The sequence below is a fragment of the Candidatus Eisenbacteria bacterium genome (genome assembly GCA_016867495.1).
Taxonomy (GTDB): Bacteria; Eisenbacteria; RBG-16-71-46; order CAIMUX01; family VGJL01; genus VGJL01.
The window spans coordinates 1-14,109 of sequence record VGJL01000062.1 but is presented as its reverse complement, the minus strand read 5'-3'; the positions used below and the strand labels follow the sequence as shown (position 1 = coordinate 14,109).

Here is a 14,109-nt window from a genome sequence, read left to right as displayed (position 1 = left end):
CCAGATGACAGGCCGGCTGTCCTTGTCGGTCCTCGTGATCACTCCCGCGCAGTTCGCCGGGCGGGCGAGTTCGGTTGTGCACCGCGTCCCCGCCGAGTACGTATAGGTGTCGTTCGTGTGTAGGAGGATCGCTCCTCCGCTGTTTCTGCCCGCCATCGCCGGAAGGGCGAAGGCCGCCAAGAGAGCCAATCCCCCAAGAAGCACCCGCTTCGACATCGAAACTACCCTCCTTCCGAGAGCCCAGTGGTCACCGCGCCACATCTCCTCCATGGCTAGTGGCGTATCGGCCCGCTCAAAGGGATCGAGAGCCCGATGAGATCGCGCCGGGGTTCTCACGCTCACCGGGATTATCAGCCAACCGCTCGCGCCCGAGCAAATGGAAAAAAGGGGCGTAACCGACGGTTCCCCCGGCCTCTGATACGGGCTCCTTCCGCCCGAGGAGGGCCCGGCGGGACGACGGTCGCCCGCCCCGGAGAGCCGGTGGACCGGAGGAGCGCCAGGGCCGATCCGGCGCGGGGCTTCGCGGCTCCGACGGAGAGCCGACCGACAGGCGAAGCTGGCCACGGCCCCAAGCAAAGAGCCCGCCCCTCGCGGGGCGGGCCCTCGTTCCTAGCAGTGTCCTAGGAAAGTACTACCTGTAGTTCGCCTTGATCTTGCCCCAGGTCGTGTTCTCGGTCGGAACCGGCGGACAGTCGTCCACGCAGTCCTCGTCGATGACCCAGAGGAAGCCGCCAGCCGCGGTGCACTCGGCCTCTGTGATGACCCGGCAGGTCCCGTCCTGGAAGCAGCACGCACCGGTGTGCGGCGGCTCAGGACACGGATTCTGCGGCAAGCAGGGGCCGCCGTACCACACGCGCGGAGCGATGCAGTCGGCCTGCTGGATGAAGTAGCAGTCGCCCGTCGCGAGGTCGCAGCACGCGCCCGGCTGCGGACACGGATTCTGCGGCGCGCACGCGATGCCCTCGCCAAGGAACTGACGAGGCGGCAAGCAGGCCTCACGCAGAACGTACGCGCAGTCTCCCGTCACGAGGTCGCAGCACGCGCCCGGCTGCGGGCACGGATTCTGCGGCTCGCAAACGGTGTCGTTGCCCAGGTAGACCCCGGGGGGCAGGCACTCTTGCTGCTGCAGCAGCACGCAGAGGCCGCTAGGATAGCAGCAAGCGCCACGGACGATGGCGATCTCCGGGCAGTTTACGTAACCCGGCTCGTACCAGCGAACGCAGCCGAAGCGATTCACGTTGTCGGTAACAGGCGGGTTGCTGTCGTCAACGAACGCGGCGTAGCCGCCGACATGGTTGATCGACGAGCAGATGTAGGCCGTCGAAGGAGGCCCACACAGCTCGACGCCCGCCCGGATGACCATGAACGGATAGAGGTTCTGGGTGATGGCAACAGGCCATCCAACCGTCGCGCTCTCGCCGTCGCCCGGCCAGCCCGCCGAGACGTCCTGAGAAGGCGTGACCCCGGTCGGGCTGCACCATGCCCAGGTGAACTCGGTCGGATCCAGACAGGTCATGTCCATGTTCATACCGAAGTAGACCGTCGTGACCCTGGGGGTCGCGTCCGGCAGGAATGCCCACAGGAACCACAGGACGGACCGCGTAGCGTCACGGTTCGTCTGCGTGATCGTCTCCTGGCAGGTCGCGGGACGAGCCAGAGGCGTCGTGCACCGCGTGCCCGCGGAGTACGTGTAGGCATCGTTCGTGTGGACGATGATCGCGCCGTTAGCATTGACACCCGCCATCGCCGGGGTACAGATGAGGGCCATGATGCCCAGCGCCAATAGGATTTTCCTCATTTTCGAACCTCCCTAGCTAGGTTGTCTGTGCGATGTCTGTTGTACGTCCTGCACTCCCCAAAAGAACCCCGGAACACGCGTCCTTCCGAAGCCCTTCCACAAAGCGGTCACGTCCACCGCCTTGTCCACCACCACACCACCCTCGTCTCGCAAGGCCAGGTCCGGCGAGCCCCGGCCAAGCATCTTTCGGTGAACCTCCGCGCCGGCGCCCTAGGGCACCAAGGTGCAGATGTTCACGCCACCCTTGTAGGCCGCGACGAATACCGAGAAGTCCTCGGGGCCCGTCGTGCCGTTGTTGTTGTAGTCGTGGCAGCTCGAGGCGCCAACACCACCCTGATAGCGACCGACGAAAACCGAGAAGTCGGCCGGCGCGACACGGCCGTCCGAGAGACCGGGCTGGCCGAGGTTGTCCGTTCCGACGTAGTCGGCGCTGACGATCACGTTCCAGGTGCGGATGACGACGCCGTTGGCGCGAATCACGGCGCAGCCGGGCCGCTTGTTGCAGCCGCCGCCGCCGAGGTTGAACTTCGCGACGCCGTTGGACTCGGTATTCCGGGTCAGGGTCTGGTTGACGCAGACCTCGACCGAGCCGCCCGGCTCGCTGCCGCCGAGGAGAATCTCGACGACGGCGTTCGGAATGATCGCACCCGACGCGTTAGCGACCGTCACGCTGAACGAGGCGGCCGAGCAATCGTTGGCGCCATCCGGGTTCGAGTCCGGATAGTTGTCAGGGCACAGATAAAAACGCTGAACGGGATCCCAAGTCGTCGAGCACCTCGACGGATCGGGCACGTCAGCACTGGCAAACGACGCTGTCATCGCAAGCGCGCAAAAAACCAAAAGCAAGCGCTTCATTCCCTTGACCTCCACATGTAGCTGGTATGTAAGCAAGCCTTCCGTCAGTACGCCTATCCTGTTGCGAAACCTCAGAAACGTATGCGGCCCGCAAGGGCCCGGGGGTCTCGTTCTCCTCGCCGCACCTCCTTCCGGTGTCTGCTCCACCTGTTGGCTTGCACGTAGGTAATTTAGCAGCACTTGACTCCCCGGGTCAAGGGCCATCTTTCCCCTCTTCGGCTGATCTACCAAGGAGATGAGACGGATCTCGCTCGGCGCCGCGGGGGAGTTGGTGGGCGAGACAGGGGTCGAACCTGTGGCCTCCTGCTTGTAAGGCAGGCGCTCTACCGTTGAGCTACTCGCCCGCCGCCAAGGATGGGGATTCTCACCCGGTGGGGTCTCTCCGGGTCCCCGCGACGATCCCCCACGGAATCAGCCCGAGGAACCCCCCGACCAGCAAGACCGGAGCGAATGTCGTATCTCCAAGCGCGAGAAGAAGAAAGCCGACCACGATGAGACCGAGGCCGACGGCAAGCAGGAGGAAGTTCTTTCGCCCCCAGGGAAGGTGGCTCTCCTCGCCCGAGGCGGAGGAGGCCGCGGCTCCTCCGGACCCTTGGTCGGAGGCTCCCCTTCGCCCAGTCCGGCCCGTGGCCGACCCGAGAGACCCGGCGCCCTTCGCTCGCTTCGCGCTCACTTTCCCTCCTCGCCTGCCGTAGGCGCGGCCTGCGCCCCGCACGGGTCGGGATCGCAGCGGCTGTAGTTCCCCTGGTACTTGCCGGCCGCCTTCGCGCACGCCTTGCGGGTCAGGATCCGGCAGGCGCCGTCCGGGAGACAGCAGGCGCCCTCCAGCAACGGACCCCAGCAGAGCGTCCCCTCCTGGCAGAGAAGACCGTCCTCCAGATAGAGAACGGCGTCACCGTAATACTCCGCCTCGGCCCGCGTCAGCTCCACGCAGACCGAGTCGTGATAGCACGCGGCGCCCGTCACAGGGCCGGGAAACGTTGGCGCCGGCGCTCTCCCCGGGAGATCGAATCCCAAGTGGCCGAAGTCGGCGATCGGAGTCATGAGCGAGGAAGTTTGCGAGACGATGCGGGCCGCCATGCCGGCGTCCGGGTGCGGCACGACCTCCACGCGCCCCGGCTTGGTCGCCTGGATCGCGAACCAACCCAGTTCGACGACGCGATTGGTGTCGGGCTTGCCGATGACGCCGAGCATCATCCCCTCGCGGCTCGAGGGCCAATCGCGCGTCGCCATCTGGAGGCAGTTGGGGCTGATCCCGTAGCGGACGATCCGGATCCCGTTCGGGTAGCGGATGCCGTAGCTGACCACGCTCATCTCGGGAACCGCCTCGGGCGGATAGGCGAGGAGGAGATAGGCGATGTGAGTGCGGGGCGAGGCCACATCCGAGACGATCGCCTCCTCCGGAGTGGGAGTCGCGGATCGGCCCCGGAAGCTCGTGGTGTCGTCATAGCGCTGCTCCGGCGCGATCGAGAGGTAGAGGACTGCGCCCCGGTTCTCGGGCTGGCGGTAGGAATGCGCCGCGGGCGCGAGCAGGTGCGCGCATGCCGCCGCTGCGATCAAGATCGGGATCCGCCTTCTCCTCATCGAACTCCTCCCTGCGACCGGCGCGCCTCGCGCCGCGCCCTGTTGTGTTCGCCGAGCGTCCGCGTGAAGATGTGCTCCCCGCTCCCGTCGGCGACGAAGTAGAACTCGTCCCTCATCGAATCAGGCCAGAGGACCGCGCGCAGGGCGGCCGCGCCCGGATTGCCGATCGGTCCCGGCGGCAACCCTCCCGCGCGGTAGGTGTTGTAGGGCGACTCTACCCTCAGATCGCTCAGGCGCGGCGGCCCCGAGAACCGACCGATAGCATACAAGACGGTCGGATCGGCATCCAGCCTCCAGCCGTGTCGCAGCCGGTTGTGGAAGACGGCGGCGATGCGGGGCATCTCGCGCTCTTTCGCCGCCTCGGCCTGGACGATCGAAGCCAGGACGATGACCGAGTCGCGGCTCCATCCGATCGCATCGGCCCGCTCGCGCATGGAGCCGTCGAACCGGCGATCGGCCTCGCGCACCATCCGCCGCAGCGCACCCCTCGGGTCGTACTCTTTCGGAAAGATGTAGGTCTCGGGAAAGAGGTAGCCCTCCAGCTTCCCGCGCGGGATCCCGATCGACCGGACCCAAGCCGTGTCGAGGACAGCCGCCTGGAGATCCCGGACGCCGATCTCGAGAGAGTCGGCCAGCAACCTCACGATCTGCGCCTCCCTCCATCCCTCGGGGATCGTGACGCGCGTGGTCTCGACGCGGCCGAGGGCGATCTCATCGAGGATGCGCCGCGCGGTCCATCCCCTTCGCAGCCGGTAGCGACCCGGAAAGACCGCACGATCCAGACCCTTCACCCTCCCCCATTGGGCGACGAAGAGAGGGCTGCGGATCCAGCCCTCGCGCGAGAGATCCCTCGCGACCGTCCGCAGGCTCGCCCCGGGGCTGATGCGAAGGAGACCGTCCCCCGTCCGGGAACGCTCGGTGGGACGATCGAGTTCCAGGCGGTAGCCGATGAAGGCCGCCGCCCCGAGGATCAGGAAGATCGCGACCGCGAGGAGAGGCGGCAGCAGGCGCGCGGCGCGACGGCTCAACGATCGAGATCCTCCAGGAAGGACTGCAGCATGACGGCAGCCGCCGCGGCGTCGATCTTCGCCTTTCGCCCCGCGCGGGGATCGGCGCCCGCCTCTCCCAGAAGCCTCCCAGCCTCCCAGGTCGTCAGGGACTCATCCGAGAAGATGACGGCGACGCCGCGCGAGCGGAGCTTCTCCGCAAGGGCCTCGATCTCCGCGGCGAGATCCCCCGCCCGCCCGTCGGCGCGCGTGGGAAGGCCCAGGACGATCGCCACCGCCTCGCGCTCGAAAGCGAGCTCGCTCAACCGGGCCGCGAGATCGTCCATGCCGCGATACGAGAGAACGGCCAGGGGGCTCGCCAGGATCCCCGCGGGGTCGCTGATCGCGAGCCCAACGCGCTTGCGGCCGTAGTCGACGCCCAGGAAGGTCCGGTCGGAGCGGGGGTCCAAGGATCAGGCCGATGGGGAGCGACCGTTGGTGCGCCGGAGCTTCTTCAGGAGAACGCGCGTGCCGCGCGCCGGATCGATGTCGAAGTCGACCTGGTCCATCATCCGGCGCATGATGTAGATTCCGCGTCCGCTGCTGCGCATGAGGTCCTCGGGGTTCGACGGGTCGTTTCGCGGGATCATGTCGGGTTCGAAGCCCGGCCCGGAGTCGACGACCGTGACCAGCAAGTAGTCCGGCCGCATGTCGAAGCGGAAGTCGACCTGCTTCTCCTGATTGTGCTTGTGCCCGTGCTGGATCGCGTTCGTGCCGGCCTCGATCACCGAGATCGCGACCTCGCCTGCGGCGTCCTCGTCGAACTCCATCTGCTCGGTTATGCCCTGCACGAGACGATCGAGGACCGGAAGGAGCTCGAGGCGGCTGGGGAAGGAGAAGGTGATCACCTCTCCCTCGTCTCTGTCTCGGCGCTCCATCCGTGGTTTCCTCCTACCGGCGAGCGATGCCGGCCGCTTGCCTCATGGCTTCCCCGCAGACGCGGCGGAGAAGCTCCGCCGGCCTTCCTCCTCGCTCGGGAAGATCTCGAAGACCGTGTTGAGCCGGGTGACGGAGAGAATCGACTCGATCCTCTTGGAGACACCGATCAGCTTGAGCGCTCCGCCCTTCTGCCGTGCCGCAAGGTGGCTGGAGATCAGGATCCCCAGGCCGGTCGAGTTGACCCAGGACACCTCGCTCATGTCGATGAGGATATGGGGGCTGCTCTGCTCAACCGCGGCGAGCAGGGCGGAGCGGAGCTGCTCGGCGTCGGGGCCGCCCAGGAGCTGGCCGCCGAGCCGAATGAGGGTGAGATCCTCTTCGATCCGCTGCGTCAGCTTCATTCCGTCCTCCGCTCCATCCCGTCCGTCCCGTCCCCGCCGCCCGCGAGCTCCCTCAGGAGCCCATCGATCTCCGCGGGGAGCGGCGACTCGAAGACCCACCGCGCGCCGTCCCTCGGGTGTCTCAAGCTCAGATGATAGGCATGGAGCGCTTGGCGGTTCAAGCGGCGCAGCCTCGCCGTCCACGCCGGCCGATCCCGAGGAGACAGGCGCGAGAGGAAGGCCCGGCCTCCTCCATAGACGGCGTCGCCGAAGACGGGGAAACCGATGTGGGCCAGATGGACGCGGATCTGGTGCGTGCGGCCCGTCTCGAGTCGAACCTCAAGGAGGCTGAGGGCCCCCAGACTCCGGAGCACCCGGTAGTGCGTTCGAGCGCCCCTGCCTCCGCGCGCCGCCACAGCCATTCGCTTCCGTTCCCGGGGATCCCGCCCGATGGCGGCGTCGATCGTGCCCGCGGCCGCGCTCGGGGTTCCCCAGGCCAGGGCGAGATAGCGGCGGGCGACCTCGCGGGCGGCGATCTGTCTGCGCAGCTCGAGATAGGCGCGGGGCTCGCAGGCGACGACGAGCAAGCCGCTCGTCAGGCGATCGAGCCGGTGGACGATCCCGGGCCGCTCCGGGGCGCCGGGCCAGTCGCGATCCGGATGCAGATGAAGGAGACCGTTCGCCAGCGTCCCTGCCCTGCGACCCGCCCCCGGATGGACGGTGAGGCCGGCCGGCTTGTCGATGACGAGGATCTCCTCGTCCTCATGGACGATACGGAGCGCGAGATCCTGAGCCTCGAGCGGGGAAACCTGGGGATCGGGCCTGGTGACGCGCACGATCCATCCGGGCTTCAAGGCGAGACCGGGTTTCACTGCGATCCGGCCGATTTTGACGCGCCCCTCCTCGAGCCAGCGTTGCAGCCGCGTGCGGGACACATCCGGGATCCTGATTGCCAGGAAGCGGTCGAGACGCAGGCCTTCGTCGGCCGCGCCGACCGGGAACTCCTCCTCGGTCATGATGCGCCGGCGAGATCCGAATCGCGATCGGTCTCGCGATCGGCCTGAACGTCCTCCCCGGCGGCGCGCGGAAAGAGCAAGAGCACGGCGAGAAGACCCACGCCGACAGTGACCCCGATGTCCGCGACATTGAAGGTCGGCCAGCGATGGCGTCCGATCCCGATGTCGATGAAGTCCCGCACCGCCCCCAGCAGAACGCGATCGACGAGGTTTCCGATCGCCCCTCCCAGGATGAGACCGAGGGAGAGCGTGTAGGGGGTTCTCCGGTACCGGGGAACGCGGGCCATCGCGACGATGAGAAGGATCGAGAGGATGCTGAACCCGATGAAGAAGAGCCTGCCGCCCTGGATGAGGGAGAAGGCTGAGCCGTAGTTGCGGACATAGGTCCAGCGGAGAAGACCCCCGAGGACGTCGATTCCGGAAGCGTGGCCGGCGATGAATCGCGTGGCGAGCGACTTGGTGAGGAGATCGATGGCAAGCACCGCCAGGGCGATCAGCATGAGCCGCAGCGTGTGGGCGGACCTAGGAGGCGAAACGGCGCTCCTCCTTCTCCTGACACTTCAGGCAGTACCGGACATGTGGGACGACATCGAGACGGCGCTTGTCGATCTCTTTCCCGCACGACTCGCAGACGCCGTAGGTCCCCTCCTCCAGGCGCGAGATCGCCTCCTTGATCTCCGCCAGCAGCCTCCCCTCCGCGGAAGCCACCTGGAGATCCTTCTCGCGCTCCATCGAATCGGTTCCCAGATCGGCGGGGTGGATCGAGTAAGCGGAGAGGTCTCCGGAGGATTCGCGCTGCGAGTGCCTCAACACGCTGTTCTCGAGCTTGCCGAGGGAATCGGCGAGCCGATCCCGCTCCACTTGGAGTCTCTTCTCGAAGTGCTTCAGGTCCTTCTTGTTCACGCGATCCTCCCGCTGCGCCCCTCGGATGTCATGCCTGTTGGGGAATTCTCGCGACCAGCCCCGCGATCAGGCGCGAGAGCGACGGGGCGGCCTCGGCCGCCGTCGCCAGAATCCGGTCCACGTCCACAGGCTCGAGCGCATCCGGGAAGCATAGATCGGTCACCACCGCGAGCGCGGCAACCTTCATCCCTCCATGGATGGCGACCAGGTTCTCCGGAACCATCGACATGCCGACGACATCGGCCCCGCACCATCGAAGAAAGCGGTACTCCGCGCGCGTCTCGAGGTTCGGGCCGGCGACGGCGACAAGCGTTCCCTTCCCCAGCGCGATCCGCTCCTCCAGAGCTACCTGCGTGGCGATCTCCTGAAGGGACCGGTCATATGGCTCCGACATGTCGGGGAACCTGGGCCCGAGCGTCTCGTCGTTCGGGCCGATCAGGGGGTTGTCCCCCATCAGGTTGATGTGATCGGCGACGAGGACGATGTCGCCGAGCGAGAGGGTGGGGTCCATCCCTCCCACGGCGCTTGAGATGACCAGGTACTTCGCGCCTAGCCCACGGAGGACCCGGATCGGGAAGGTCACCTCCCGCATCGAGAAGCCCTCGTAGTAGTGGACCCGACCCTTCATGACCACCGTTGGGCGGCCCCCCAGCCTGCCGAAGACCAGCTCGTTGGCGTGGCTCTCGACCTGGGACCTGGGGAAGTTGGGGATCCGTTCGTAGGGGACGACCGTGTCGGTCTCGAATCCATGCGGGAGGGAACCGAGCCCAGTCCCCAGGATGACTCCGACCAGGGGCTGGCTCGAAGTCAAATGCCGCAGGGCCTCGACGGCCTCGCGGATCGCGCGGGATAGTTCGGACTCGGACATGGACGCCGCCTAACGCTCCTTGCTCAAGCTAGGGACGAGGAGCCTCATCCTCGTCCGCTGAGATCTCGAAGAGCCCTTCGCTCCGTTCAGGTATCGACCGCCCCCCCTGGGAATCTTCACTGCTCATCTCTCGGGGAGCGCCCGTCTCCCGCGAGCCCGGAGGCGGGGCGGGGCGGCCGAAACGGCTCAGTCCCCGCGGCGGCGGGAACCCGGGGCCCGGGGGCATGGCCCTGCCGGTGGGCGGGAACTGCGCCGGAGCCTGGGGAGGCCTCTCGGGCGCCGGAGCCTGGCCATAGGTCGATGCCTGCGGAGTTCGGGGTTGAGGCTGTGTCTGGTCGAAGCCCGAGCCCCGGGGAGATGCGGGGGGCGGGATCACAGGCTCATCGGCGGCCGCCTGGCCGACTTGCGCTTGCGGCGGCCGCTCCATCGCCAAGGGGGGCCTCACCTCGGCGCGCCGGACGCGGGAGGCGAGCACGGCCGTCTCCTCGGCCAGTCTCTCGACGCCCTGAAGATAGGAGTCGTGGTGCTCGAGCAGCTCGCTCTGTGCGGCCAGGAAGCTCCGAAGGTGCTGCACATAGGCATCCTTCTTCGCCTGGAGATCTCTGATCTCCTCGAGCAGGCGATTGAGACGCTCCCTCGAGTCCTCGAGCATCTGCTTGGCGCGCCACTCCGCCTCCTGCATCATGAGATTGGCCTCGCGCTGGGCGTTCTCTCGCGCCTCTGCGGCGTGACGCTCGGCGGAGAGCACGGAGCTTCTCAGCGTGTGGTCGATTTCCCGATACTCCGCGAGGCGGTCCTCGCAATGGTGCACGCGTTCGTTGAGCTGGTTGTTCAGCTCGATCAGCCTCTCGTGCTCCGTCGCAACGAGGTCGAGGAAGACGCGAACCTCCTCATTGTCCGCGCCCCGGAACACGGTGCGAAAAGTCTGCTTCCGGATATCGAGAGGAGAGATGTTCACGGTGCCGCACCCCCTCTGCGGCCGGCGCGCGCCGGCCGGTGACCGCTCGTGGATCGCCCCGGCGCTCCGCCCCGGCGGGGCCGCTGGCGGGGCGCCCGTTTCCTGAGGCCGGTACTATAGAAAGGCGCCGGGGGCCGGGCAAGCGCTTTTCGGCGGGCCCCCGCCCGCGAGCCGGCCGGCCCCCGTCCCCCTGGAGCGGATCCGGGGCGACTGGCGCCGCAAATCCGCGCGCCGCGAACCCGCGATTGACTTGCAGCTGGTCGCGGCCACTGACCCTGGTCGGATAGCCCGAGAGATCGCAGTCGGCTTGCGCGCCGCCGCGCCTCATCTTCCCGGCGGCGCGCCCCTTCCCTATACTCCCCCCGAGCGACCTGTTCAACGGGGGGTCAAATGACACGCCGCGCGGAGAACATAGGGATCACCTTCAGCCAGCACCTGGCCTTGCAGCAGAAGCTCCATCCGGGAGCCTCGGGCGGCTTCACGGCGCTGCTGCAGGAGATCATGGTCGCGGCGAAGATCATCTCCCGCGAGGTCCGCAAGGCGGGCCTGGTCGACGCCCTCGGCCTGACGGGCAAGACGAACGTCCAGGGGGAAGCGGTCCAGATCCTGGACGACTTCGCCAACACGACGATCATCCGCAACGTCCACCACACCGGCCACCTCTGCGTGATGTCCTCCGAGGAGAACGAGGAGCCGATCCCGATCCCCGACGAGTACCCGAGCGGACCCTACGCGATGACGTTCGATCCCCTGGACGGATCGAGCAATATCGACGCGAACGTCTCGATCGGCTCGATCTTTTCGATCCACCGGAAGCGGTCGCGGGGCGAGAAGGGAACGTTGGAGGATCTCCTCCAGCCGGGGGCGGCGCAGGCGGCCGCGGGCTACGTGATCTATGGGAGCAGCACGATCCTGGTCTATGTCGCGAACCGGCAGGTGCACGGCTTCACCCTCGACCCGACCGTGGGCGAGTTCCTGCTCTCGCACCCGCACATTCGGATTCCCGAGTCGGGCGGCATCTACAGCGTCAACGAAGGGAACTCCCACGCCTGGGAGGAGCCCACGCGCCGGATCGTCGAGTCGCTGAAGGGGACGGAGAACCCGCGCGGGAAGCCCTATAGCGGCCGCTACGTCGGATCCCTCGTCGCCGACTTCCACCGGACCCTTCTTTACGGCGGCATCTTCCTCTATCCGGCCGACGCGAAGAGCCGGCAGGGCAAGCTCCGCCTCCTGAGCGAGGCGGCCCCGATCGCCCTGATCGCAGAGGGCGCGGGAGGGCGCGCGACGACCGGCCGCGGGCCGATCCTCGATCTGCAGCCGACCGAGCTTCACGAACGGGTCCCCTTGATCGTCGGAAGTCCGCGGGAAGTGGCGTGGGCGGAGTCGTTCTATCGCGGCAAGGGGGCATGACCTGCTGGAGCCATCGGCGCCCGGACGCGTCGTCGCTCGCCGCGGAGGCACGGGAGAGGGAGGGGGAATGATGATGCGCAGCCGCTACCTCCTCGCCCTGCTTGTTGCAGTCGCCGTTCTCCCCCACGCGGGCGCACTGCGAAACGGCTTCATCTTCGACGATCGCGCGATGATCCTGTCGAACCCGGCCATCACCGGCCTCGATCTCCAGGGAATCTGGACCGCCCCCTTCTGGCCGGACAATCCAGCGCCCGGGCTCTATCGGCCCGTGACGAGCACCAGCTTCGCGATCGACTGGGCCTTGAGCGGAGGGCGGAGCTGGTTCTTCATCGCGGTCAACATCCTGCTCCACGCAGTCGCCACGCTCGCGGCCCTGTGCCTGCTGCGGGCTGTCTTGCCGAGCCGTCCCGGGATCGCGTGGGCCGCGGCGTTCCTGTTCGCCGCCCATCCGATCCACGTGGAAGCGGTCGCCTGGATCGCGGCCCGATCGGAGATGCTCGCGGCCATCTTCTTCCTCGCCAGCTATCGCGCGTGGCTGGAGGCGGAGAAACGATCGACGATCGCGGGAGCGTTCCTCCCGCCTGCCCTCTGGCTGCTCGCCATGCTCTCCAAGGAGAGCGCCGTCGCTCTTCCCCTGCTCCTTCTCGCGCATCGCCTGGGGTGGATCGAGCCTGTCTCGGAGCGGCGAGGGATCCGCGCCCGCGATCTGGGCTGGGCGGTCTCACTCGCGCTGGCCCTCTTCCTCCGCTTGTGGGTCGCGCGCGTCCCGCCCGCGATCGCCATCGATCGGGTGAACAACCCGCTCGCGTTCCTCGACCCGGTCCGCAGGGCCCTCGGGGCCGGAGGCGTCCTGGGGTCGCAGATCCCCCAGGTCCTCACGCTGGAGGGGTACTCCTCGGACTACTCGTACGCCGAGATCATGCCGGGAGCGAGGCTCTACATCGTCGGGGCGGCAATCCTCGCCATCCTGCTGGCGGCCCTCTTCCTTGTCTTGCGCCGCGGCCGGCGCACACCCGCCGCGTGGGGAGTCCTCTTCTTCCTCTCCCTCTGGCTTGTGATCGGGAACGCCCTCGTGCCGATCGGAAGCGTGCAGGCGGACCGGTTTCTCTATCTGCCGATCCTGGGTCTGCTGGTGATCGCTGTCGCCGCGTTCCTGCGGATCCCCGGGCTCCTGTCGGGGAGGCGCGTCGCGATCGGATTCCTCGCGCTCCTTGTCCTCCGCTGCGGCGTCGGCTCCGCCCTCAGGATTCCGGAGTGGCGCGACGACCTCTCTCTCTTCACCGTCGCCGTGCGCGAGGCGCCGCGCAGCGTGAAGGCGCGCTCGAACCTGGCGGCCCTCCTCTTGAGGGAGCCATCGGCCGAGAGCGGGCGCAAGGCGCTGGATCTGATCGAGCCGGTCAGGCTTCTCGGCAGCGACTACGCCCCGCTCGTCCAGCGCGAGGCGAAGGCGAGGATGTTCCTTGGCGAACTCGAACGCGCAGCCGAGCTTTACCGCAGGGCCCTCGATCTCGACGCCGATTCCGTCGAGGTCTTGATCGAGCTGGGGAACATCGCGCTGGAGCTGGGGCATGGCGAGGAGGCCCTCGCCCGATTCGAGGCCCTGGAGCGCACCCGCCGCTCTCCCGACCATGCGCGGATCGGCCGGGCGAGCGCTCTGCACCTGCTCGGGCGCCACCGCGAATCGGCCGATCTCTGGCTCCGCGTCGTCGAGGTCCTTCCCGATTCGGTTCCCGTGCGGATCGCCTGCGCCGTCAATCTGATCGCGGCGGGAGACACATCGCGCGCGAGGAGCGTGATCCGCGTGGGAATCGCCTGGGACCAGGACCCCCGCCTCGTGGAGTTCGAGAAGTCGGCCTTCTCAGGCGGGTCGGGAGACTAGGCGGGGATGGATCGCGTCGGAGATTCGAGCGGGCGCGCGGCGAAGGAGGAAGAGATGGACAGAGTTCGAAGAATGGAGATCCACGAGGCGACCGGAGCCACGCGGGAGATCTTCGACGCTTTCCAGCGCGAGAGGGGCAACGTCCCGAACATGTTCCGGACGATGGCCCACCGCCCGGAGATCCTGCAGACAATGATCGCGCACTTCCGCGCGGTGATGTCGCCGGGCGCGATCGGCCTGCGTTTGAAGGAGCTGATCGCCGTCGCGGTCTCAGGGATCAACGGCTGCGCCTACTGACTCGCCTCTCACACCGTCCTGGCAGGACGGGCGGGCGCGAGCGGAGAGGAGATCGAGGCGGCGCGCCTGGGCGACTACGACGCGTTCCCCGAGAAGGAGCGGCTCGCGCTCGCGCACGCCGCCGCGATGACCCGCGATCCCCACGGGATCGCGGACGAGCAGTACGCGGCATTGCGCCGCCACTTCGACGAGGGGATGATCGTCGAGATCTCCGCGGTCGCGGGCCTCTTCAACTA

At 67.6% G+C, this 14,109-nt stretch carries 18 protein-coding genes and 1 tRNA gene; 4 read left to right on the top strand and 15 right to left on the bottom strand.

The genetic code is table 11. The features are described 5' to 3' along the window. The 15 genes from FJY88_07550 to FJY88_07480 all read right to left on the bottom strand — a co-directional run. The coding region (locus FJY88_07550) for a hypothetical protein (protein ID MBM3287188.1) at positions 1-216 on the bottom strand (216 nt) is incomplete at its 3' end. 415 nt (positions 217-631) lie between these two features. Beyond that, entirely contained in the window at positions 632-1,798 is a 1,167-nt protein-coding gene (locus FJY88_07545; protein MBM3287187.1) for a hypothetical protein, read from the bottom strand. Between the two features lie 210 nt (positions 1,799-2,008). Further along, a complete protein-coding gene (locus FJY88_07540) occupies positions 2,009-2,653 on the bottom strand; it encodes a hypothetical protein (protein ID MBM3287186.1) in 645 nt (214 codons plus the stop codon). 269 nt (positions 2,654-2,922) lie between these two features. Next, positions 2,923-2,997, bottom strand: a tRNA-Val gene (locus FJY88_07535). Between the two features lie 20 nt (positions 2,998-3,017). Further along, the gene (locus FJY88_07530; GenBank protein ID MBM3287185.1) at positions 3,018-3,326 is read right to left on the bottom strand and encodes a DUF3098 domain-containing protein; all 309 of its coding nucleotides are present in this window, start codon (positions 3,324-3,326) and stop codon (positions 3,018-3,020) included. After that, positions 3,323-4,237 (bottom strand): hypothetical protein, encoded by a 915-nt coding sequence (locus tag FJY88_07525; GenBank protein MBM3287184.1) that lies wholly within the window; start codon positions 4,235-4,237, stop codon positions 3,323-3,325. The genes FJY88_07530 and FJY88_07525 overlap by 4 nt, the downstream gene beginning before the upstream one ends. Further along, the gene (gene mltG / locus FJY88_07520; GenBank protein ID MBM3287183.1) at positions 4,234-5,385 is read right to left on the bottom strand and encodes an endolytic transglycosylase MltG; all 1,152 of its coding nucleotides are present in this window, start codon (positions 5,383-5,385) and stop codon (positions 4,234-4,236) included. The genes FJY88_07525 and mltG overlap by 4 nt, the downstream gene beginning before the upstream one ends. Next, positions 5,262-5,693, bottom strand: coding sequence for a Holliday junction resolvase RuvX (gene ruvX, locus FJY88_07515; protein MBM3287182.1), 432 nt, complete (start codon positions 5,691-5,693; stop codon positions 5,262-5,264). Before ruvX ends, mltG begins: the two co-directional genes overlap by 124 nt. A 3-nt stretch (positions 5,694-5,696) precedes the next feature. Then, the gene (locus FJY88_07510; GenBank protein MBM3287181.1) at positions 5,697-6,161 is read right to left on the bottom strand and encodes an ATP-binding protein; all 465 of its coding nucleotides are present in this window, start codon (positions 6,159-6,161) and stop codon (positions 5,697-5,699) included. Between the two features lie 42 nt (positions 6,162-6,203). Continuing rightward, entirely contained in the window at positions 6,204-6,563 is a 360-nt protein-coding gene (locus FJY88_07505) for an STAS domain-containing protein (GenBank protein MBM3287180.1), read from the bottom strand. Next, on the bottom strand, positions 6,560-7,558 hold the full coding sequence (locus FJY88_07500; protein ID MBM3287179.1) for an RluA family pseudouridine synthase: 999 nt from the start codon (positions 7,556-7,558) through the stop codon (positions 6,560-6,562). Before FJY88_07500 ends, FJY88_07505 begins: the two co-directional genes overlap by 4 nt. Continuing rightward, positions 7,555-8,058 (bottom strand): signal peptidase II, encoded by a 504-nt coding sequence (lspA, locus tag FJY88_07495; protein MBM3287178.1) that lies wholly within the window; start codon positions 8,056-8,058, stop codon positions 7,555-7,557. Before lspA ends, FJY88_07500 begins: the two co-directional genes overlap by 4 nt. A 22-nt stretch (positions 8,059-8,080) precedes the next feature. Beyond that, a complete protein-coding gene (locus tag FJY88_07490; protein MBM3287177.1) occupies positions 8,081-8,461 on the bottom strand; it encodes a TraR/DksA family transcriptional regulator in 381 nt (126 codons plus the stop codon). Positions 8,462-8,489: 28 nt separating this feature from the next. Continuing rightward, positions 8,490-9,329, bottom strand: a complete 840-nt coding sequence (locus FJY88_07485; protein MBM3287176.1) for a purine-nucleoside phosphorylase — start codon at positions 9,327-9,329, stop codon at positions 8,490-8,492. A 28-nt stretch (positions 9,330-9,357) separates the two neighbouring features. After that, on the bottom strand, positions 9,358-10,341 hold the full coding sequence (locus FJY88_07480; GenBank protein MBM3287175.1) for a DivIVA domain-containing protein: 984 nt from the start codon (positions 10,339-10,341) through the stop codon (positions 9,358-9,360). A gap of 336 nt (positions 10,342-10,677) precedes the next feature. Here FJY88_07480 and FJY88_07475 point away from each other — a divergent pair, with 336 nt between their 5' ends. The 4 genes from FJY88_07475 to FJY88_07460 form a co-directional block, all read left to right on the top strand. After that, positions 10,678-11,697, top strand: coding sequence for a class 1 fructose-bisphosphatase (locus tag FJY88_07475; protein MBM3287174.1), 1,020 nt, complete (start codon positions 10,678-10,680; stop codon positions 11,695-11,697). 67 nt (positions 11,698-11,764) lie between these two features. Beyond that, positions 11,765-13,576, top strand: a complete 1,812-nt coding sequence (locus FJY88_07470) for a tetratricopeptide repeat protein (protein MBM3287173.1) — start codon at positions 11,765-11,767, stop codon at positions 13,574-13,576. A gap of 6 nt (positions 13,577-13,582) precedes the next feature. Further along, a complete protein-coding gene (locus FJY88_07465) occupies positions 13,583-13,873 on the top strand; it encodes a hypothetical protein (protein MBM3287172.1) in 291 nt (96 codons plus the stop codon). Positions 13,874-13,999: 126 nt separating this feature from the next. Beyond that, positions 14,000-14,109: carboxymuconolactone decarboxylase family protein (locus tag FJY88_07460; GenBank protein ID MBM3287171.1), on the top strand; the 110-nt coding region annotated here is incomplete at its 3' end.